The sequence below is a fragment of the Rubripirellula tenax genome (genome assembly GCF_007860125.1).
GTDB lineage: Bacteria > Planctomycetota > Planctomycetia > Pirellulales > Pirellulaceae > Rubripirellula > Rubripirellula tenax.
In genome coordinates this window covers 342,970-364,204 of sequence record NZ_SJPW01000003.1, presented here as the reverse complement: position 1 = coordinate 364,204, position 21,235 = coordinate 342,970, and the positions used below count along the sequence as shown (strand labels likewise).

Sequence of the window (21,235 nt, the reverse complement as noted above, 5' to 3'; positions counted from 1 at the left end):
GCCAGGAACCGACCACGACATCCATTTCCTTCGCGCATAAAAAAAGCCTCGGAAACTTTCGTTTCCGAGGCTCTCAGATTTTCAGACGCCCGCCTTTGGCGGGCAACGATTCAGACTACTGGCAGTTGGTGCAACCAGCACCTGTTGCCATCGGAGCCGATTCCGTCATGACTTCGCCGCCGTAGCTGCCGCCGTCCATGATGACTTCGCCGCTGCCGTAGCTGCTGCTGTCCATCATGACGCCAGTGCTCATTGCAGGTGCCGAGTTGTAAACCGGAACGGTTACAGTGGTCGGAACCGAAACGCACTTACGAACTTGAACAGCCTTCATCGACTGGACCGGGACACAAACCGAGTAGGTTTCCGGAACTTGTTCGGTGATGTTTTCATAAACAGTCACGTTGTAGTTACGGGTACGGGTTTGTGGCACGTTGACGGTGTAGGCAACTTCGCGTGAACGCTGTTGCGTTTCCATGCGTTGCTTGGTGACCGTGTTGGTGCGGGTTTCCGTCGTGTAGGTCGTCTTGGGAACCATGCGAGTGCGTGTTTCCAAGCGAGTCTTCGTCACAGGAACGCTGCGGGTACGGGTTTCGCTAACCATGGTGGTGTAAGGAACCGTACGCGTACGTTCTTCGCTGCGGTACTTGGTGACGTCGCGGCTACGTTGCTCTTGACGAGTACGTTGTTGCGAAACCATGCGAGTACGAGTTTCGGTCGACATCTCGGTGTAGTTGACCGTACGAGTGCGATCTTCGACGCGAGTACGGGTAACCGGAACCATACGTGACCGAGTTTCGGTCGACATCGTGGTCACAGGAACTTCGCGGGTGCGAGTTTCCAGGCGAGTCTTTTGAACCGATACCATGCGAGTGCGATTTTCGGTGCTCATCGTGGTCACAGGAACTTCGCGGGTGCGAGTTTCCAAGCGAGTGCGAGTAACAGGAACTTCGCGAGTCTTGGTTTCGGTGCGGTAGTTGGTGACAACATAGTCACGCGTACGCTGTTCCTGACGCGACTTTTGTACTTGAACAGTGCGACTGCGTTGTTCGGTACGGTACTTGGTCACGTTGACCATGCGAGTACGCGTTTCGGTACGGCAACGTTGGACAGGAACCATGCGGGTTTGAGTCTGCGTGGTGTAGCTGGTCGTTGTGTACGAGTAAGGAACTTGTTGCGATTGACGTTGGTAGGTCGTCGTTGGAACTTGCTCGGTGACCATGTTGGGCACATAGACTTGACGGTAAGAAACCGTTGGGCCACAAGCAGCGCCAGCACCCATGCCGCCGCCCGAGCTCATGCCCGAACCGCCGCAGCCGTCGTCGCAACCGCTGTTGCAGGTCGAAACACAGCAGCAACAACCGCAGCCGTTTCCGCTTCCCGAGCCAACAACGCCGCCCATCGATCCGCCGACGACACCGCCGCCATAGGACGCTCCGCCGCCGCTAACAACGGCTTGGCACTGGTAGCTGCCAAGGTCCTTCGTTACGGTTCGCATCGAAGTAACCGGAACACACTTGGTTTCGGTGCGATACGCAGTCTTGGTTTCTTGAACCGGAACTCGCACGGTGTAGTTTTGTGCGACTTGTTCGGTGTAAGGAACTTGGACGGTGTAGTTTTGAGCGACTTGCTCGGTGTAAGGAACCGTCACGCTGTACGGTTGCTCGAGGGTCTCGGTGTAAGGAACGTTGACCATGTAAGTTTGGGTCTTGGTTTCTTGGTAAGGAACCTGAACCGTGTAGCTTTGGGTCGACGTTTCGGTGTAAGGAACCGAGACTTGGTACGATTCGGTGCGGGTCGAGGTGACCGGTACTTGGACCGTGTAAGTTTGCTCGATTTGCTCGGTGTAAGGAACCGAAACTTGATACGACTCGGTGCGAGTCGAGGTTACCGGTACCGTCACTTGGTAAGTCTGTTCGACTTGCTCGGTGTAGGGAACGCTAACTTGGTAAGTTTCTTCACGAGTCTTTTGAACAGGAACTTGAACTTGGTAGCTCTGTTCGACTTGCTCGGTGTAAGGAACCGTAACGGTGTAGGCTTCTTGTTCGGTGTAAGGAACTGAAACGGTGTAGGTTTCAGTACGCTCTTCCGTCTTTGGAACCGACACTTGGTAGGTTTGTTCGACGGTTTCGGTGTAAGGGACCGAAACTTGGTACGACTCTTCGACCTGGGTCGTTACCGGAACTTGTACGGTGTAAGGCACTTCTTCGGTGTAAGGGACGCAGACCTGAACGTTGTACGATTCCGTACGAGTTTGGGTTTGCGGCACGTTGACCGTGTAAGTTTGTTGACGGGTTTGGACCTTGGCCACGCGGCGGGTCACGTTTCGCATACGCGTTTGCGTTTGCTGCTGATACGATGTGGTCGGAACCATTTGGGTTTCGGTCACATACTGCGACTGCATGACAGTTCGCGTTTCGTACGAAACGCTGGGACCACAAGCTCCGCCTGAGGCGCCGCTTCCGATACCATATGCACCGGCATCGCCGCTGCTGTAGACGACGCTGCCGCCGCCACTACCCATGGCGACGCCGCCACTTGTGACACAACCAGAGCCACTTTCGCAGCCTCCACATTCGCCACATCCTGCTTGGGCATTAACAGCGAACAACAACGCTGCAACGAGCCCGAAAACGGTTTTTAACACTTGTGCTCTCATCTTGGGGAACCCTCCGGAAACATCTCACAGCACGTGAGGCCACAGAAGAAATACGAGGAAGTTTTAACGGCTGCGTAAGCTAGGCGATTAAGGCTAGCGACTGCTCATGGTAAAGCCTGTACACCTAAAGTCAACAAGCACAGAAATGGTATTTCTGAAAAATGGCAAATTGTTAGCCGCGATTTTGGGTAACGGGTGCAGTTGTTTTGTGCGTGCGATCCGACGGGTCAGATGACTGCAATTCATTGTGATCCGAAGGCTTTTACCCGGATTCTCGTTCGGCGTGCGGGCTGCCAAAGCCAGTCTGCGATCGGTGACGAGTGAGGTCCAAAAGTCTTCGCGAGGCGGGTGCGCGACCCGTTGCCCAGCGGGAGAGCAGCTATTGAACACGAGGTCTTCCAGCGATTTGGGACGTAACAGAGGGATACCGGTGCGTGGGGCCGTTTGATTTTACCGGACATTCCATGAAGGTGAAGGATCCAGCCTCCAGCGGCATCGCAGAATCCGTGTTCGGCAGTGTCAGCCCATCTTGGAATGATTCGCGGTCACGGATAAGCCATCGAATCCGAATGACTGATGTTGGCGGTCGATGCGGTTTACTGGTTGGTATTTTTCCTTATTGGTCGGCTAAGGGCAGTGCTTCGTTCCGAGATGTTCGCGGCGTCGTCTCAGGTGCTTTCGTGCTATTGAAAATTCGCCGGTTGCATCGACGAAACGATGGACAGTCGAGTTAGGCTCGTTGGTTTGCCGATGCTGATAAGGGTCGAAAGCATCGCTTCTGTTTCGGGTTCGAAATTGGTCATTCATTTCGGATTGTCGGGTGAGAAGCTGTGACAGGAATCTGCTTTCGTCCTATGATGCTAAGAAATGAAACCGATGCGTTTACACATGCTTCGCGACCACGCGATAGCGGGAGTGGACCGATGAACCGATCGCCACAGGCGACGCAGGCAAATGCTAACCCTCGCAAATACATTTGCGTGGGCGATCCGCGGACTTTGCCTGGCGATATCGATCCGGACTCCATCATTGTCGTCGATACGTCCGTTGCCGTCGTCGACGAGCTCAGCGAAGCGAACGTGGATGGCGTTTGGATCGCTCGCGATCAGTTGCCCCAGTTAAGCGAGTTGCGGGGGATCGCACAAAGTGGCTTGATGTTGCGGGACATGCCCGAGGGGGTCGCGCTGCTTGATTCCGACATTCGCCTGCTGTGGGGGAACCGCCGGTTGATCGAGTGGGCCGGTCGGAAAGACACTGACATCACAGGCATGAATTTCTACGAGTTGTTGTCCAATCCGGAAATCATGGGGCCGGACTTCTGTCCATTCCACACGGCGCTGGCAACCGGCGAAGAAAGCAACAGCACCCTGCACACGGACCAGAACCGGTACTTTCAAGTTCACGCGGCACCGCTGGTCCAACCGAGTCATTCGCGGCAATTGATTGTCACCGTCAGTGACATCACCGAAGAAATTTTGCAGCAGCAGAAACTGGAGGCGATCCACAAGGCGGGCCGCGAGCTGGCGGATCTTCGTCCGACCGAAATCTTCATGATGGAAGTTGACGAGCGAATCGAATTGCTCAAAGAAAATATCCGTCACTATCTGAGTGACTTATTGAATTTCGAAGTCATTGAAATTCGCTTACTCGAACACGCGACGGGTAACCTGGTGCCGCTGCTAAGCGTCGGTATCGACCAGGACGCAGCCGATCGGCAGTTGTTTGCGCATCCACACGGTAACGGGGTCACGGGATACGTCGCGGCGAGTGGTTCGCCGTATGTGTGTCAGGATGTTGAGAACGATCCGCTGTTTATTCCCGGCGTCGTGACGTCACGAAGTTCGATCACGGCGCCGCTGATCCTACACGATCAAGTGCTTGGTACGATCAACGTCGAGAGTCCTGAATCAAACGCTTTCGGCGATAGCGATCTGCAGTTTTTGGAAATCTTCGCACGCGACGTGGCCTTCGCGCTGAACACGTTGGAATTGTTGGTCGCGCAGAAGGCCAACACGGCCCAACAGAGTTGTGATGCAATTCACAGCGCCGTTGCGATGCCCGTTGACGAAATTTTGAACGACGCCGTCAACGTGATGGAAGACTACATCGGGCACAGCCCCGAAGTCGTTGAAAGGTTGCAGCGGATCCTTCAAAACGCGCGAGATATCAAGCACACGATCCAGCAGGTCGGTCAAAAGATGACACCGTTGGAAGCCGTTCCCGTCGGCATTGAATCGTCTCAACACGCGGGACTTCGCGGCAAGCGAATTTTGGTCGTCGATGCCGACGAACCCGTGCGAGAGGACGCCCACCGTTTGCTTGAACGTTACGGCTGTGTTGTCGAAACCGCTCACAAGGGCGACGAAGCGGTTTGGATGGTCCGCAACAGCGGCGCCGCGGGACGTTACGACGTCATCATCAGCGACATTCGATTGCCCGATTACAGCGGGTATCAGTTGATGTTACGACTTGGCGATCTGATGGAGCATGTGCCGATGGTCTTGATGACCGGGTTTGGATACGACCCTGGGCACTCGATTGTGAAGGCCCGCCAGGCCGGGCTGCCACCGAAATGTGTGCTTTCGAAACCGTTCCGACTGGATCAGTTGATCGACGTGATCAAGACAAGGTTGGAAGTCGGCGGTGCGGCGGAATCAGAATCGGCAGCTCCGACAAACGAGTAGTCTTCGTATGTTACTTGCGTTGCTCTTCCATTTCTTGAATGTATTGCCGCAGCCGCTCGAGTTCGTCTTCAGTGCCCTTGAGCTTCAGCATGATTTCGACCCGTTTTAACAGTTCAATCTTGTTGACAGGCTTGCTCAAGAAATCATCCGTGCCTGCTGCAACGGCCCGTTCGTGATCGCCCAACTCGTTCAGCGCCGTCACCATCAGCACCATCACTCGGCGGAACTCGGGCGAGTCCTTCAGCCGTTTGCAGACTTCGAACCCGCTCAACTTCGGCATCATCACGTCAAGCAGCACTAGGTCGGGCTTGAACGATGCGACTTTGTCGAGCGTGTCCTGGCCGTCAACGGCGGTTTCGAGTTCGCAATCGACGCCGACGAGGTAGGCCTCCAGCAGTTCGCGGTTGGCGTCGTTGTCGTCGGCGATCAGAATTCGATTCATGGTTACCCTTCGTGCACCCGCGACGCCGCTCGCGGGATCCAACTGCATGGCAGTGGAAACGTGAAACCCGCGAGCGGCGTCGCGGGAGCCCATCGAGTTTTCCGTTAGCTCGCAGGCACCATCACCGCATCGCGGCCGGCCGGTACGGGGAACTGTTCACACATTTCTTTGATGTCGCCACGGATGCTTTCCAGCAGCGAGGCGTCGTCGGGGTTCGACAAGGCTTTCGCGATCCAACTGCCGACGCGTTTCATTTCTGCGGTGCCCATACCGCGAGTCGTCAGCGCCGGCGTGCCGATACGAATGCCCGATGGATCGGCCGGACGCCGCTGGTCAAACGGGATCATGTTCATGTTGACCGTGATGCCGCACTGGTCGAGCGCCTCTTCGGCTTTCTTGCCACCCAGACCCACGGCCGTCACGTCCACCAACATCAAGTGGTTGTCGGTGCCACCGCTGACCAATCGCAATCCGGCGGTCATCAAAGTCTCGGCAAGGGTCTTGGCGTTGTCCACGACCGCTTGGCCGTACGCCTTATAATCGGGACGAAGTGCTTCGCCAAAGCAAATCGCTTTCGCGGCAACCATGTGCATCAGCGGACCGCCTTGTGTGCCGGGGAACACATTGCGGTTGACCAGCTTCAAGTGCTCTTCCTTGCAAAGGATCAAGCCGCTGCGCGGTCCACGCAGCGTCTTGTGCGTCGTCGTGGTGACGTAGTCGGCGTAGGGCACGGGGCTGTTGTGGATGCCGGCGGCAACCAATCCGGCATAGTGCGCCATGTCGACCATCAGCTTCGCACCGACTTCGTTTGCGATCTCGGCAAACTTGTCGTGAGGGATCTCGCGAGGGTACGCGCTGGCACCCGCCACGATCAGTTTCGGCTTGTGCTCGCGAGCCATCTTGGCGATTTGGTCAAAGTCCAGCCGATGGTGTTCTTTATCGACGCCGTAGTTGATGAAGTTGTACAGCCGACCGCTGATGTTCAACTTCATCCCGTGGGTCAAGTGTCCACCTTGAGCCAAATCCAAGCCCAGGACGGTGTCACCGACCTCCAAGCACGACAAGTAAACGGCTGTGTTGGCCTGAGAGCCGGCGTGCGGCTGGACGTTGGCGGCTTCGGCGCCGAACAATTCCTTGGCTCGGTCGATCGCGATCGTTTCGACCACGTCAACGTGCTCGCATCCGCCGTAATATCGTTTGCCGGGATAGCCTTCGGCGTACTTGTTGGTTAGCACGCTGCTGGCGGCCTGCATGATCGCCACGCTGGTGTAATTTTCACTCGCGATCATCTCGAGGCCTTCCTGCTGGCGGACGGCTTCGGCTTCGATCGCCGCCCAAACGGCGGAGTCTTGTTGGGCCAGCGGATTCATTTGACGAGTCTCTTGGATCATGAAACTGGGTGGAAATGAGGAATAGGTGGGCGAATGGACGGTTTTTGGTTGCCTGGCCCAAGGCATGTGCTGGCGGATTCGAGGGCCGACGCAAGGGCGTCCAACAGGAACCATCCAGTGGGTTGGCGTGCCGAAGATTGTCGGCCTCACAGCGAAAACCGTCAATGTCGTCGCATTCATCACCGGCCAGAATCGTTTTATTCGTCACCGGCGAAAGCAACTCGCCGGGGTTTGACGCCTTGGTGTAAGATTAATCGGTTCGGATTTGGCAAACTTTGCCGAATAAACCGGGGCCCAATCGTTCGGGGGCCCGATGATCCGGGGGACTTCGGCGAAACGGTTCCGCCCACCCCTCCTCTCCCTATGAAAGCTCCAGTGCTCGGAATGAAATACTTGCCTCGCCTCTCTGCCGCCGTTTTGGCTCTGGTGTCATTCGCTGCCGCCACATCGGCCCGCGCCGCCGACCTGCCGTCCTTCGACAAGGTTTCCGAGGGCTACGAGCAGGTTGAGGTTTCCGACCAACAAGCAACCAAAGGGCTGTTTAACGTCTGGAAACGTGACAAAGACTCTCAGTTGATTGGCGAGTTGCCAAAAAACTTCGCCGGCAAGAACTATTTCATCGCCCTGACCGTCAGCAGCGGTGACCTGTACGCCGGTTTGCAATCGGGCGACTGGGTCGTCCAGTGGCGCCGCTATGACGATCGATTGGCCTTGATCGCGCCGAACCTGCGAACGCGCGCGACGGGCGATGCCGAAAGCAAAGCGTCGGTCAAACGACTGTTCACTGATACCGTCATGTTGGACGTTCCGATCTTGGCGATGGGCCCCAATGGCGGTCCCGTCATTGATATGGACGCGTTGTTGATCGGACACGCGACCAAGTTTTTCGGCCCGTCCGTTCGTGTCAGCAATCCACGCATCAACGAATTGAAGTCGGCCAAGGTCTTCCCCGAGAACGTCGAAATCGCGTTCGATATTGTCAATGGCGGACGCAACATCGACGGCAGCGGCAAGCTGCAAACCATTCACTATTCCTTTAGCGAAGTCCCCAGCACGTCGGGTGGCTACAAGCCGCGCGATGCGGACGAGCGAGTCGGTTACTTCACGACGACGTATTCCGATTTGTCGCAATACAAAGATGACGATACGCAAGTCCGATACATCAATCGGTGGCACTTAGAGAAACGCGACTCGAAACTTTCGCTTAGCCCGCCCAAAGAACCCATCCGTTTTTATGTCGAACACACCGCGCCGGTCCGATACCGTCGCTGGATCAAAGCCGGCGTCGACTACTGGAACAAAGCATTCGAAAAAGTCGGCATCGTTGACGCAATCGTGATCGAGTACCAAGACGCCCAGAGTGGCGTTCACATGGAAAAGGATCCCGAGGACGTTCGATACAACTTCATCCGTTGGCTGAACAACAACATCGGCACCGCGATCGGACCAAGCCGTGTGCATCCCGAAACCGGTGAGATCTTGGACGCCGACATTGTGCTGACCGACGGTTGGATTCGTCACTTCAATTTCAACTACGAAGACCTGATGCCCAAATTGGCGATGGAAGGCTTCTCGGCCGAAACGTTGTCATGGCTGGGCACGCACCCGACTTGGGATCCACGAGTCCGTATGGCACCGGCCGAGCAAGCGAACTTTCGACGCGCCGAATATGCTCGCCAAGCACAGCAGCCGATGGGCGGTTTCGCAATGGCCGGCGCCGACCCGGCGCTGTTGGGCGATGACGAATACGATGGTCTGTTCGGATCGGTCAGCCAGAAGAACGGTCTGTGTATGGCCGCATCCGGTCGCAGTCTTGATCTGGCGTTCGCGCGAATGGATTGGGGGCTGACCCTGATGGCGGACGAAGAAGCTGCCAAGAAAAAGAAGAAAGACGATGAAGACAAGGCCGACAAAGATGGCGAAAAAGCCGACGCATCGAAGAAAGATGGTGACGCCGAAGAAGACGATGCCGAAGAAGCTGACAAAGACGACGATTTGGATGACGAAGACGCCGACGATAAGGACGCGAAAAAAGTCGGTGACAAAGATGCCGATGACGAGAAGAAAGAAGACGAACACCTGCTCGACGGCATGCCAGAATGGTTCGTCGGGCCTCTGTTGGCCGACTTGGTCGCGCACGAAGTCGGGCACACACTCGGTTTGCGTCACAACTTCAAAGCATCGTCGCTGTACACCCTCGACGAAATCAACAGCGAAGCGTTGAAGGGTAAGAAGACCATCGCCTCATCGGTCATGGATTACACGCCGATCAACTATCGATACGATTCGGGCAACGCGCAAGGCGATTACGCGATGATCGACATCGGCCCGTATGACTTCTGGGCGATCGAATACGGTTACACGTTCAAGGACAAGGAACTGCCAAAGATCCTGAGTCGTTGTACGGAGCCCGAGCTGCAATACGCCACCGACGAAGACACCACGGGCCCAGACCCGCTGGCTCGCCGGTACGACTTTGCCAAAGATCCGCTCGCCTATGCAAACGAACAAATGAAGTTGGTCAAGCTTTACCGCGAACGAATCTTGGACAAGTTTGTCAAAGAGGGTGACACGTGGGGCAAGGCGCGACGTGGCTACGAGTTAACGTTGGGATTGCAAACGAAAGCGTCCAGCATGATGGCCAATTGGGTCGGCGGAGCATTTGTCTATCGTGACAAGAAAGGCGATCCCGGCGATCGTCCCCCGGTCGAAGTCGTGCCTGCCGACCAGCAACGTGCGGCGCTGAAGTTCGTGATCGATTCAGCATTCTTCGACGAGGCATACGGGTTAACGCCGAAATTGCTGGAACGAATGAGTGTTGATAAATGGATCGACGGCGGATTCCATTCGTCGATGTCATCGGAAGCAACGTGGCCAATCCACGACCGGATCTTGGGCGTCCAAGCATCGGCGCTAACATGGTTGATGAATCCGACGACCCTGCGCCGCGTTTACGACAACGAATTGCGTTTGCCCGAAGACGAGGACGCGCTGACGTTGCCCGAGTTGTTGGCCACGATCAATGCCGCTGTTTGGGGCGAACTGAAGAAAGAATGCCCCGAAGGTCGCAACGATCGCAAGCCGATGATTTCCAGCCTGCGTCGTAACTTACAACGCGAGCATATGCAGCGGTTGCTGGATTTGGTCCTGGAATCGTCGGACGATACGGCCGCGTACAAGCCGATCAGCAATCTGGCTCGCATGGAACTTCGCACGTTGACCGAAGACATCGACGCGTCGCTTGAAAAGTGTGGCGACAAGATGGACGCGTACACCAAGGCGCACCTTTCGGAAACGAAAGAGCGAATCGATCGGGCGCTCGAGGCCGGCTATACCTACAACGCAGCCTCGGCCCAGCAGCCTATGATGATGTTCATGCTTGGCAAAGAAGCCAAGTAACTGGCTGGTAGACGAACGATGCGTCCCGCGGTAACGTCCGCGGGACGCTCACTCTTCGGTGTTCGGTTGTTTGACCATCACGATCTTTTCGGCCTTTCTGCCGACCTCGGCATACATCCGATCGACCAAGTTTTGGTCGTAGATCGTGACTTCCTTGTCACCGATCTCGTAGTGAAACGGTCCACCATCAAACGCCGCGGTTTCTGATTGCGCCAGTCCCACATCGGCCAAGTCGGAGAGCGACTCCGGCCATTTGTCGAACTTCGATTGATAGTCGCCGATGGCAACGACCGTTCGTGTGAACCGGTGTTCGTTGGCCGTGCGCCGAAACGCACTGGCGAACGATTGGTAGGCTGGCGCGACCATGGCCATGATCCAATCGCTGTCCAGTGTGGCAAGCTGCATCCAGCGATCGATCGACGCGTTTTTCGATGAGTTGTTCGATGCCGAATCTGATGCCAAGCGATTGTTTGCCCGTTCGACATCTTCGACGTGTCGCGACGTCCCGGCACCGCGCACCAACGCCAACGAATGTTGATTCTCGACGATGGCCCGCAGCGTGCTGGGTGAAAACTGAAAGGGCATCGTTGGAATTCCCGTATGCCTCGCCATGCCACCGAGGTCGTTGGCAACGATCGCCGGCAAAATGCAAAGCATTTCTGCTTCCATCGATTGCTGCCAAGCGTCGTCCCAATCAATCGGCTTGGAAATGATCGTCGTCAGTTGCCGCCGCTCGTCGTCGGACCAAATGCCATTCGCCGTCGATTCCCGTACGTCGTTCAGCATGATCGAATAGCACGCGATGCGAACCAATTCGTCGACCAGGAACGACGACTGATAGTTTCGACCGAACAACCGATCGGACATCTCCAGCATCCTGATCGCTCGGGCGTTTTCGCCTTGATGGACTGCGTCCAAAAACGAGTAGTGCAAGACTCGGGCGACCGACCGCATTTGCTGGACTTCGTTCAGATTCGTCGTCGTTCCTTCAAACACAATCGGCACCCATATGGTTTCATCCGAATCCATCAACGGTTCGATTTGTTCCAGTATCGGCTTCGCATCGCTTGCATACCGTGACATGATCTCGGCGACCGGCCACGTTTGACCGGGGGGGACCAAGTCGTCGTAGCTTTCGTCACCATTGGACCACGCGAACGGTCCGCCGTACTTTGCGTTGTGCGCTTCCGAAGCAGCCAAAACGGCTTTCCAGGTCGCCGTCGATTCGTCGGATGTCCGTTCGTCGTACAAACGAGGCATCGTCGAATAATTGAGCGTCTTGCCCGGGCCGACGATGATCTCAACCGCTTCGTCCAGCTTCGCACGTTCGGATCGCCACTGCAGCATGCTGGCGGCAAACATTCCGCACAAAATCAAAAGCGGTAGCACAACGATCGCATAGTGCGCGGTGTCGCGGCCGGTTCGGTGGTGCCGGGTCATCGTTGAGATTCCTTCGCGGGTGTGGCGGATTCGGTCTTCATGCGTTCGATGTTTTCTTCCCACGGCATGCCCCAGAACTGGCCCGGCGAACGGACCGCGGTTCGAATCAATTCGATGGCCGCGTGCTTCCGGAATCGGGGTGCGTAGGGGCCGTACTCGAATGCAACGAAAGGTGACACTTGATAGGTATGCATCTCGCGCTGCCAATCGCTTTCGGTGGGATCTTCGCTCGCTCGCAGTGCTGTCGCGACGATCGCTTCGGAGCGTGCCCTTTGCACCCATGATGCCAGGTAGCTCGATTGAAGGGACAAGCCCATGTCGATCACGTTGCTGTCTTTCGAGTTTCGATTGCCGAACTCCTGAGTCGCCCACGAACCCAGAACACCCCCACGACGCGCCGCGTTTCGGGTCGCCTTGTCGGAAAGGTGATTGAGCGTGGTTCGATAGGCGTCGCTGGTTCGATGCGAATCCGCGTTGGATGCACTCAAGGCGTTTTCGATCCAGATTTCGATCACGTCCGCAAAGTCTTGGTCTCGCCACGTACTGTTCTTTCGTAGCGATCCAGCGATCTCGGCAGCCGCGATCAACCACGGTGAAAACGCCTCCCAATCATTGTCCGCATCGAATTGCAGTTGGACCAACATCAAATGGTCGAAAATTCGGTCAAGGTCCGACGCTTCCATGGTCCCCGGAACATCGGGGCGATTGCGAAGGTCGGCTATCGCCGGAATCAAATCGATCGGCTTGGTCGATGGCTGATCGAGCCATTTCAGAACGGTTTCGATGGGTACGGGGGAGTCTTGTTTGGCCCGGTCAAAGACCACGCTGTCCTTTCGGCCCAGTCGTATCGGGAAGGGATTCGCAACCGCCTTGCGGATCGATTGCCCCTCGGCCAACAGCGGCTTTCGCGTCGAGGTTGTCATGCCGGGGATCTGGCGGATTTGCCAAGCCACGCGTGCGATCGGCAGGCCGAATATCAACGCGGCCACAATCACGGCTAACACCATCGACATCGGTCGATCACGCTTGTCCATGAACTTGGGCATCAACCACCACGTGGCCAGCATCGGCAACAGGGATCCAATCACAAGAATCCAAATCGGAGTCCCAAGGGCAAATGCCGCCCATGCAAACCAACCCAACGTCATCGCCGCGACGATGGGGCTGACGATGAACGACAGCACCTTGGTGCGAAACAACTGGCTGGTCCACTGAGAAACCGAATACACGACCCCGCCCACCAGCGTCATCATCAACAGCGAAGGAACCAGTGGGGGTTGATGCCTCGAAGTGTCGTGCTGCATCCGCCACGATGCGAACACCATGTAAACGATCAAACAAAATGCCAACGTTGCCGACGGGACCGCGTGTCGGGCCAGATAGACCTTTGTGGGGGACACTCCCCGGTCGGCCAAGAAACGCAACCGGTCGGCCGACCCGTCATTCTGGAATACCAACACACCCAACCATGACATTGCCAGCATGCCGGCCAGCACCAGCAGTGGCGAGAATGATCGCAGCATGCTGTTGGACTGCATCGTTGCCGGAAGGGTGGGCACGATCAGTCCAGCCAAAACCAGTGCGATGGTAAGTCCCAACGCAAGCGGCGCCGATCGAATCGATTGCCAAATCATCGATGACCAGGATGAGCCGAGTTGTGGTGCCGAGGACCAGAATGATGAAGGTGGTGCTATCGCCGGATCTGGACGATCGAAATGTTCGCCGGCGGCTTGGGGCTGAAGCGTCTTCATCGCCGCACGGTAAGATCGCCATCCGATGATCCCCGTCAAAATCGCGGTGATCAGAAACGTCACTCCCTGCAAGTCCGCCGATCCGCTGGTGCGATTGCGGACAAAGTCGATTGTCCAGCGAAAGCCTTCGGTGAAAATCACCGGCAGCGCCGCCAGGAACATCACCAGCATGATCGCGTGAAATTGATCCTTCACTTTCCACGAAGCGTAGAATCCCGCCAGCATCAAATAGACGCTGTACAGAAGCCAGAACGGATAGCCGATCGGTGCATTTGATACGCCGGGCACGCTACCCAATCGCCAACGCGAAATTGCCGGTCCCGAGTAATCCGTCAATGACAAGCACACCGCGGCAAACGCCCACATCGCGACAAGTCCCCACGAAGCGACGATGATCTTCACTGCGACCCACTTGGTCGGTGCAAGCGGAAGCGACGACATCCAATCGATCGTTCGATGTTCGCGTTCCTGGCCGACCAGGACGGCGCCGGCACCGACGGCAAACAGCAGCGGGAAAACCAGCGGAACCAACCGTTCCAGGTCATTGATGGGGCCGTTCATCCTTAGCGTCACCTGGCTCGAAAAAGTGCTGATGACAAACAGCAGCACTGCGACGCCGATCAGCAAGCCAACAAGCGGAATCAGCATCCGGAACTCTTTCCACCACAACCAGCGGTTCCGGCTGACGAGAGAATCGATCACGTTCATTGAACCGCCTCCCTCACGGGGACGCTCGCTATCGACGGCTGCGCCGGTAACTCACCGGATGTACAGGCCACAAACGTTTCCTCCAGCGTCGCGACGCGGTGACGAACATCAACGACTCCGGGTGTTCTGCGCAGTTCGTCGATCATCGAAGGATCGAGATGGCGGACAAAAATTTGCCTCTGCGCCCCAGCCGTTTCTTCGCTCAGTACTTGTGCCGGTTCGGGCATCACCGCGATCGCCCGCAGCGGATCGTCGACGTCGACGACAACCTGCCAGATCGATTGACGAATTTCGGCAAGCGGACCGTGTAATACGATCTTGCCTCGATGCAAAATGGCGATCGTATCGGCGACACGTTCGACTTCACTGATTTGGTGGCTCGACAGAAATACCGTTCGTCCCGTCGCCGCTCGATCGATCATGCTCTCTAAGAAACTGCGACGCACCTTCGGATCCAATCCCGACGTCGGTTCATCCAAAATCAACAGCGCTGGGTCATGGGCAAGCGACAACGACAGGGCGACTTTGGCTCGTTGTCCCTTGCTTAGATGCTTGATCTTTTGATCCGCCGTGATTTCGTAGCGACGGATCGATTCCTCGTAACGCGTCAGAAACTCGCGATCGTAGAACGATGCCGCGAAGCCACCGATTTGGGCAACCGTCATCCAATCGTAAAGCGCCGGCGAATCCGACACATAACCGATGCTGCGCCGCACCGCGAGCGGGTCTTTTGATGGATCAACGCCAGCGACGGTACAGGCACCGCTGGAAGGCTTTTGAAATCCCGTCAGGATCCGAATCAGCGTGGTCTTGCCCGCGCCGTTTTCACCCAACAACGCGAACACCGTACCCGGTTCGATTTGCAGATCGACGCCGCGGAGGGCTTCACAGCGACGAAAGTGCATCGTCAATTGCTTGGCCGTGATGACTGGTTGCATGACGTTAGCCCTTCGTGCTGGGAGATTTCGTGTTGGGAGATGAGGAGTCGCCGTTGGCGTCGACGTGTACCATCGGCGTCGTTTTGGCCAGCTTCTTCAATTCGCTATCGATGATCGACTGGATCTTCGACGCATCGAGGCCGGCATTCCACGCTTCGGCTAGTGCTTCGCCGATCCGATCGGCAATCACACCGTCGCGGTCCCGCCGGCACAGCGCCGCGGCGCCGGTGGCGATCACCATCCCGCGACCGCGAAGTGGTTCGATGACCCCATCGTTTTGAAGTTCCGTAAAGGCCCGGGCGACAGTGTTGGGGTTGATGGCGAGTTGCCCGGACAAGACACGGCCGCTGGGCAAGAGTTGCCCTGGTCGCATCGATCCCGCCGCGATCGCCGCTTTGATTTGACGCACGATCTGCAAATAGATCGCGACGTCCGAATGAAAATCGATTGACAAAAACATGGCACCCTCGGGCAAGAGCCTCGGTCGCGTGGTTCACTAGTGCGATAGTACACCAGGCGCAGGAGCAAAGTCAATCGTTTTTGGGTACTTTTTTCTAGCCGTTTTGCCGTGGTAGCTAACGAGGCTTCGTCATCAGCAGTCGATAGTGGCCGGCGCCCAGAAAATCGTCGAGTCGTTCTCGCAATTCGGGCGTGATGTCGACTCTCGATTTATCGGCTTTCAAGTGAACCGACTCGCCGTCTTTCAGTTGGATCGTGAACAGCAGTTCTTGCGTTCCCGGGTAGCCTCGCACGATCTCTTTGAGCCGCGTGACGGTTGGTCCGTCGTGCTCGTTCTCGTTCAATCGAATTCGCATGCCGTGGGTGTAGCGAGTTTCAAGATCGGTGAACGGGATCAGTTCGTCGATGATCAGGTTGGCTTCATCCCCACCACCGCGACGGTCAACCTTTCCGCGGGCCAGCACGACGGCGTCGGGGATCACGCGGTCGCCCCAGTCGGCGAAACCTTTCGGCCACAGGATGCAGCGTATCGCGCCTTGCATGTCTTCCAAATCGAAGTTGGCATACTTCGACGGTTGCCCTGGTTTTGGGCTTTTGGTGTGAGCGATCTTGACGCTGCTGATCATGCCGCCGAGAACGACTTCCGCGCGATCTTTGACGTTCGCCAATTTGTCGGTCATGTGGGTGCGGAAGGTAGACAATCGCTGCTCAAACTCAGCAAGCGGGTGGCTTTCTAAGTAGAAGCCCAGGACTTCTTTCTCGGCAATCAGTTTCTCTCGCTCGGGCCACTCGTCGATTTCGGGCAATGGCGCCGGCGCCGCGTCGTTGGCTTCCACTTCTTCGTCATCGAACGCGCCGAACAGGCTCGTTTGTCCACTCTTTTTGTCGGCTTGCACCGCTGCGCCGGCTTGAACCGCGCGTTCGATGGCAGCGGCCAACTGGCTACGTTTGGCGCCAAAGCAGTCCATCGCGCCGGCTTTGACCAGCGTCAGGATCGCGCTCTTGTTGCAAGCCGCCGGGTCGACGCGTTCACAGAAATCGAAGATGTCCTTGAATGGGCCGTTCTTCAAGCGTTCTTCTTCGATCGAAATGGCCGTTGCACCGCCGCACCCCTTGATCGCAGACATCGCAAAGAAGACTTGTTTGCCTTCGACCGAAAAATCGGCCGCGCTCTTGTTCACACAGGGCGCCACGACCTCGATCTCCATCCGATCGCAGTCTTCCATGTGTTCGACCATCGCATCCTTGCGAACAAAGTTGCGTCCCGAAATGTCGCTCGACAATAATGCCGCCATGAACTCGACGGGATAGTGAGCTTTCAGGTAGGCGGTCTGATAAGCAACCAACGCGTACGCGGTGCTATGTGATTTATTGAAGCCGTAGCCCGCAAACTTGACGATCAGGTTCCAGATGTCGTTGGCGTCTTTTTCGGCCAAGCCGTTTTCGACTGCGCCGACGATGAAAGCTTCGTGGTTTTGGTTGATCAGAGATTCTTTCTTCTTGCTGATCGCCTTGATGCAAGTGTACGCGTTGGCCAGCGGGATCTTGCCCAAGCGGTTCAGAATCCGCATGACTTGTTCTTGGTAGACCATGATCGAGTTGGTCTCCTCCAGAACTTCCTTCAGCACCGGGTGCTTGTATTCGGGCTGTTGCCGACCGTGTTTGATGTTGACATAGTCATCGACCATGCCGCCTTCGAGCGGCCCGGGGCGGTACAGCGCCGCGGTCGCGATGATGTCGTTGAACTTGTCCGGCTTCATCCGACATAGCAGGTCACGGATGCCGCCCGATTCCAACTGGAAGACGCCCTTGGTTTCACCGCGCTGGAGCAGCGCGTACGATTCTTTGTCATCCAGCGGAAACTTCAGCGGGTCCACCACCTTGCCGGTCGTCTGCTCGATTAACTTCACCGTTCGCGACAAGATCGTCAGGTTGCGCAGTCCCAAGAAGTCCATCTTCAGCAGACCCGACGCTTCGACGTCGTTCATCGACCACTGTGTGATGACGTCCTGTTTACCGGGAACTCGCGTCAGGGGAACATATTCGGACAACGGTTTGTCCGCGATCACGACTGCCGCGGCGTGCGTGCCGATGTTGCGGGCGAGACCCTCGATCTTCATCGCCAAGTCGAGCAGTTCACGGATTTCCGGATCGCCGTCGTACGACATTTTCAAATCGGCACTCTTTTCGAGCGCCTTTTTGATCGTAATCTTCAGCTCGTCGGGGATCATCTCGGTGATTTGGTTCACTCGGCCCAGCGGCACCCCGAGGGCGCGGCCGACGTCCTTGATCGCCGCTTTCGCCGCCAAGGTTCCGAAGGTCCCGATTTGGCAAACCATTTCGCTGCCGTATCGCTCCTTGACGTAATCGATCACCTCGATTCGACGTTCTTTTTCGAAGTCGATGTCGATATCTGGCGGTTCGGTACGACTTTCGTCTAAGAACCGTTCGAACAGCAAGTCGTATCGCAACGGGCAAACGTGCGACATGTAAAGCGCGTAACAAACGATTGCACCGACACCGCTGCCCCGGGCCGTCGCCGAGATTCCGACGGATCGAGCGTGGTTGACGAAGTCCCAAACGATCAAGAAGTAAGTCGGATAGCCCAGCTTTTTGATCACATCGAGTTCGCGATCCAGCCTCGCCATCACCTCGTCGGATAGCTTTCCGTCGATGATCCGGTCGTTGTCATCTTCGTAACGTTCGAGCAAGCCTTTGATGCACAGTTCACGCAAGTAATCGAGCGGTGTTGCCTCGTTAGGGCATTCGAAGTTGGGGAAGAAGTATTTGTTGAACTCGATATTGATGTCGACCGAATCGGCGATTTCTTGGCTTCGCGCGCAGGCGTCTTCTAAGCCCGGAAAACTCTGGTACATCTGGTCGGGGCTGCGTAAGAAGAACTGGTCGTTCTCCATCTTCATCCGTGACGTATCCGTTCGGAAGCGTCCCGTGTTGATGCACAGCATGATGTCTTGGGCTTCGCTGTCCTCTTGATTGACGTAGTGACAATCGCTGGTCGCGACCAAGGGGATGCCCATGCGCTTGGACATCTCGACGGCGCCTTCCAATTGCAACCGCTGGATGTCGATGCCGTTGTTCATGATTTCGATGAAGTAACGATCGCCGAAGACGCCTTGGAACCAACCGGCGACGTCACGTGCTTCGCGTTCGACATCGGCGGTGTCGATGCCCTTCATCACGGCGCGGCTGAATTCGCTGCTGACGCATCCCGATAAACAAACGATCCCTTCGTTGTATCGCTCGAGAATTTCTTTGTCGATTCGCGGCTTGAAGTAAAACCCTTCCAACGATGCGGCGCTGGCCAATTTGATCAGGTTCTTGTAGCCGGTGTGATTCTTGGCCAACAGCGTCAAGTGGTAGCTGGCATCCTTGCTGCTGCTGGCGCCACCTTTTTCGAATCGCGATCCGGGCGCGATGTAGGCTTCGTATCCGATGATCGGATTGATCTGGGCGGCTTTGGCCTTGCGGTAAAATTCGAGCGCACCGTGCAGGTTGCCATGGTCGGTCAACGCCAGTGCATTCATCCCATGATCGACCGCCCGGTTGACCAAGCGGCCGATGTCACCGGCACCATCCAACAGCGAATAGTGGCTGTGGCAATGGAGGTGGACGAACGGCTTGATCGGCTGCTTTTCAGCCGATTCGGTGACCAAATCACTCATGGGAACATCCTTGCGCGAGCACGGAAAACACGGGGGCGAAGCGATTGGTTTAGCTTACCCCAGTGCCACCGGAAGGTCATCCCGCATTGACGCATCGCCGAAAGCGACTACTTCACGCTGCCAGCCGTCATGCCCGGCCAGTCGTCGGTGCGAAACGGTGTCATCGGCAGACCGGAGCTGCTTTGCATGTTGGCGACCGGGTTGTCGGCCCACGCGAATCGGACCGCCACAGGTGCTTCGACCGAATCGGCAGTGACTTCGATGGTATCCTTGCCGACAATCTTGGCGTTGGCAGGCACGAATTTTTTGTCCTCACCGGCAATCGTGAAACCAATCGGTTTGTTGACGTCGAAGGTATCCAGTCCGCCACCGACGTGATCGAATTTCACGACCGCTTTGTTGCCTTCGATTGTCACCGATCGGAAGGTCGGACTTTGGTAAGGAATGTTGTAGCCGTAAAGGTTCGCCAGTGGCCAACGCGCCAATCGCTTGGCAACGTCTTGTTTGTTTTTGGGGTGAATGTCCGATGCTTCGCCCAAGTCGGTGATGACGGCTTGGCCGGTGGCAGGCAGTCGCGACATTGTCATGGTTTGCGCTTCGCGAAGTTCTGCCCAATCGCTATCGCCGGGTTCGGCGGACTCTTGGCGGTAGTCCGCAAGTTGGACCCAGTAGAACGGAAAGTCGCCTTGGCCCCAATCGTCGCGCCACGTTTGAATCATCAATGGAAACAAATCACGATACTGATAGGCGCGAGAAGCATTGGTTTCCCCTTGGTACCAGATCGCACCACGGATCGTGTAGCCGATGATCGGGTTCAGAACACCGTTGTAAAGATTGGCCGGTCGATGTTGTCCGGTCAACGCGTCCTTGGGTGCAGCAGGCTGGCGACCCTTCTTGCCGTTCTCTTTCCATTTTGCAACGCGGTCTTTCCACTTGGCGACTTCCGCTTCATGGTCGTAAGTCTTGGCAAGCGTGTCCCATCGCTCGAGCAGTTCGCCATACTTGCCATCCGATTCCAGCACATCGCGCGGCACCCAAGCTTCGGCCGCCGAGCCGCCCCAAGCGTTGTCGATCAAGCCGACGGGAACGTCGAGCGTTTGATGCAGTTGGCGGCCAAAGAAATAGCCGACGGCGGAGAACTCTTTGACGCTCTCAGGCGTGCAATCTTCCCATTTTCCGTTGAAGTCATTTTGCGGTTCCTGTGTGCCGACCTGAGGCACCGAAATCAGTCGCAGGTTCGGGTACTTTGCCGTCAGCGATTCCAGATCGGGGTCGTTGGACCGACTAACGGTGAATCCCATGTTGGATTGGCCCGAGCAAACCCAGACCTCGCCGACCAAAACGTTTTTGAAAACGCGTCGCTCGTCGGCTTCGATCACCATCTCGTGGGGGCCGCCGGCGGGTAGCGCGTCGAGTTTCAAATCGAAGCGTCCCATTGCGTCGGCGGTGGCTTCGGCCGAATGGCCAGCGATCGTCGCAGCAACCGCCGTGCCCGGTGACGTCCATCCCCAGACGTGGATCGGCATGTCGCGTTGGATCACCATCGAGTCGCCAAAAATTGGCGAAAATTTCAATTCGGCATGGGCAACCATCGGCAGCAAAAACGTCATGACGGCCAGCGTCATCAAGCGGTGTATCATCGGATCGTTCGTCAGGTGGGGGATGGGCAGGGGGACTTAGCAGC

11 protein-coding genes are annotated in these 21,235 nt (G+C 56.5%); 2 read left to right on the top strand and 9 right to left on the bottom strand.

Annotated elements, in window-relative coordinates:
- Nucleotides 1–115: 115 nt before the first annotated feature.
- A complete protein-coding gene (locus tag Poly51_RS12250; protein WP_146457856.1) occupies nt 116–2,656 on the bottom strand; it encodes a hypothetical protein in 2,541 nt (846 codons plus the stop codon).
- 923 nt (nt 2,657–3,579) lie between these two features.
- On the opposite strand from Poly51_RS12250, the gene Poly51_RS12245 reads away from it, so the two are divergent.
- A complete protein-coding gene (locus tag Poly51_RS12245) occupies nt 3,580–5,340 on the top strand; it encodes a hybrid sensor histidine kinase/response regulator (protein ID WP_146457854.1) in 1,761 nt (586 codons plus the stop codon).
- Nucleotides 5,341–5,350: 10 nt separating this feature from the next.
- Here the strand turns inward: Poly51_RS12245 and Poly51_RS12240 are convergent, their stop codons facing one another.
- Nucleotides 5,351–5,782 (bottom strand): response regulator, encoded by a 432-nt coding sequence (locus Poly51_RS12240; protein ID WP_146457852.1) that lies wholly within the window; start codon nt 5,780–5,782, stop codon nt 5,351–5,353.
- Between the two features lie 104 nt (nt 5,783–5,886).
- The gene (locus Poly51_RS12235; protein WP_146458488.1) at nt 5,887–7,152 is read right to left on the bottom strand and encodes a serine hydroxymethyltransferase; all 1,266 of its coding nucleotides are present in this window, start codon (nt 7,150–7,152) and stop codon (nt 5,887–5,889) included.
- A 384-nt stretch (nt 7,153–7,536) separates the two neighbouring features.
- Between Poly51_RS12235 and Poly51_RS12230 the strand changes: the two genes are divergently transcribed.
- Nucleotides 7,537–10,572 carry a zinc-dependent metalloprotease gene (locus Poly51_RS12230; RefSeq protein WP_390621778.1) on the top strand — a complete coding sequence of 1,012 codons (3,036 nt, stop codon included), beginning with the start codon at nt 7,537–7,539 and terminating at the stop codon, nt 10,570–10,572.
- A 48-nt stretch (nt 10,573–10,620) separates the two neighbouring features.
- On the opposite strand, the gene Poly51_RS12225 is transcribed toward Poly51_RS12230, so the two are convergent.
- From Poly51_RS12225 to Poly51_RS12200, 6 genes are all read right to left on the bottom strand, one after another.
- Nucleotides 10,621–12,012, bottom strand: coding sequence for a hypothetical protein (locus Poly51_RS12225; RefSeq protein WP_146457850.1), 1,392 nt, complete (start codon nt 12,010–12,012; stop codon nt 10,621–10,623).
- Nucleotides 12,009–14,471: an ABC transporter permease gene (locus tag Poly51_RS12220; RefSeq protein ID WP_146457848.1), complete on the bottom strand. Its 2,463-nt coding sequence runs from the start codon at nt 14,469–14,471 to the stop codon at nt 12,009–12,011. Before Poly51_RS12220 ends, Poly51_RS12225 begins: the two co-directional genes overlap by 4 nt.
- A complete protein-coding gene (locus Poly51_RS12215; RefSeq protein WP_146457846.1) occupies nt 14,468–15,409 on the bottom strand; it encodes an ABC transporter ATP-binding protein in 942 nt (313 codons plus the stop codon). The genes Poly51_RS12220 and Poly51_RS12215 overlap by 4 nt, the downstream gene beginning before the upstream one ends.
- Before the next feature lie 4 nt (nt 15,410–15,413).
- Nucleotides 15,414–15,869, bottom strand: coding sequence for a GntR family transcriptional regulator (locus tag Poly51_RS12210; protein ID WP_146457844.1), 456 nt, complete (start codon nt 15,867–15,869; stop codon nt 15,414–15,416).
- 115 nt (nt 15,870–15,984) lie between these two features.
- The gene (dnaE, locus tag Poly51_RS12205; RefSeq protein ID WP_146457842.1) at nt 15,985–19,551 is read right to left on the bottom strand and encodes a DNA polymerase III subunit alpha; all 3,567 of its coding nucleotides are present in this window, start codon (nt 19,549–19,551) and stop codon (nt 15,985–15,987) included.
- A gap of 107 nt (nt 19,552–19,658) precedes the next feature.
- The gene (locus tag Poly51_RS12200) at nt 19,659–21,191 is read right to left on the bottom strand and encodes a sialate O-acetylesterase (protein ID WP_146457840.1); all 1,533 of its coding nucleotides are present in this window, start codon (nt 21,189–21,191) and stop codon (nt 19,659–19,661) included.
- Nucleotides 21,192–21,235: the final 44 nt, after the last annotated feature.

Excerpts from the sequence above, each read along its gene's own strand:
- Poly51_RS12250 (WP_146457856.1), bottom strand. The coding sequence starts at position 2,656 with ATGAGAGCACAAGTGTTAAAAACCGTTTTCGGGCTCGTTGCAGCGTTG.
- Poly51_RS12210 (WP_146457844.1), bottom strand. The coding sequence starts at position 15,869 with ATGTTTTTGTCAATCGATTTTCATTCGGACGTCGCGATCTATTTGCAG.
- Poly51_RS12220 (WP_146457848.1), bottom strand. The coding sequence starts at position 14,471 with ATGAACGTGATCGATTCTCTCGTCAGCCGGAACCGCTGGTTGTGGTGG.
- Poly51_RS12230 (WP_390621778.1), top strand. The coding sequence starts at position 7,537 with ATGAAAGCTCCAGTGCTCGGAATGAAATACTTGCCTCGCCTCTCTGCC.
- Poly51_RS12200 (WP_146457840.1), bottom strand. The coding sequence starts at position 21,191 with ATGATACACCGCTTGATGACGCTGGCCGTCATGACGTTTTTGCTGCCG.
- Poly51_RS12215 (WP_146457846.1), bottom strand. The coding sequence starts at position 15,409 with ATGCAACCAGTCATCACGGCCAAGCAATTGACGATGCACTTTCGTCGC.
- Poly51_RS12245 (WP_146457854.1), top strand. The coding sequence starts at position 3,580 with ATGAACCGATCGCCACAGGCGACGCAGGCAAATGCTAACCCTCGCAAA.
- Poly51_RS12225 (WP_146457850.1), bottom strand. The coding sequence starts at position 12,012 with ATGACCCGGCACCACCGAACCGGCCGCGACACCGCGCACTATGCGATC.
- Poly51_RS12240 (WP_146457852.1), bottom strand. The coding sequence starts at position 5,782 with ATGAATCGAATTCTGATCGCCGACGACAACGACGCCAACCGCGAACTG.
- Poly51_RS12235 (WP_146458488.1), bottom strand. The coding sequence starts at position 7,152 with ATGAATCCGCTGGCCCAACAAGACTCCGCCGTTTGGGCGGCGATCGAA.
- dnaE (WP_146457842.1), bottom strand. The coding sequence starts at position 19,551 with ATGAGTGATTTGGTCACCGAATCGGCTGAAAAGCAGCCGATCAAGCCG.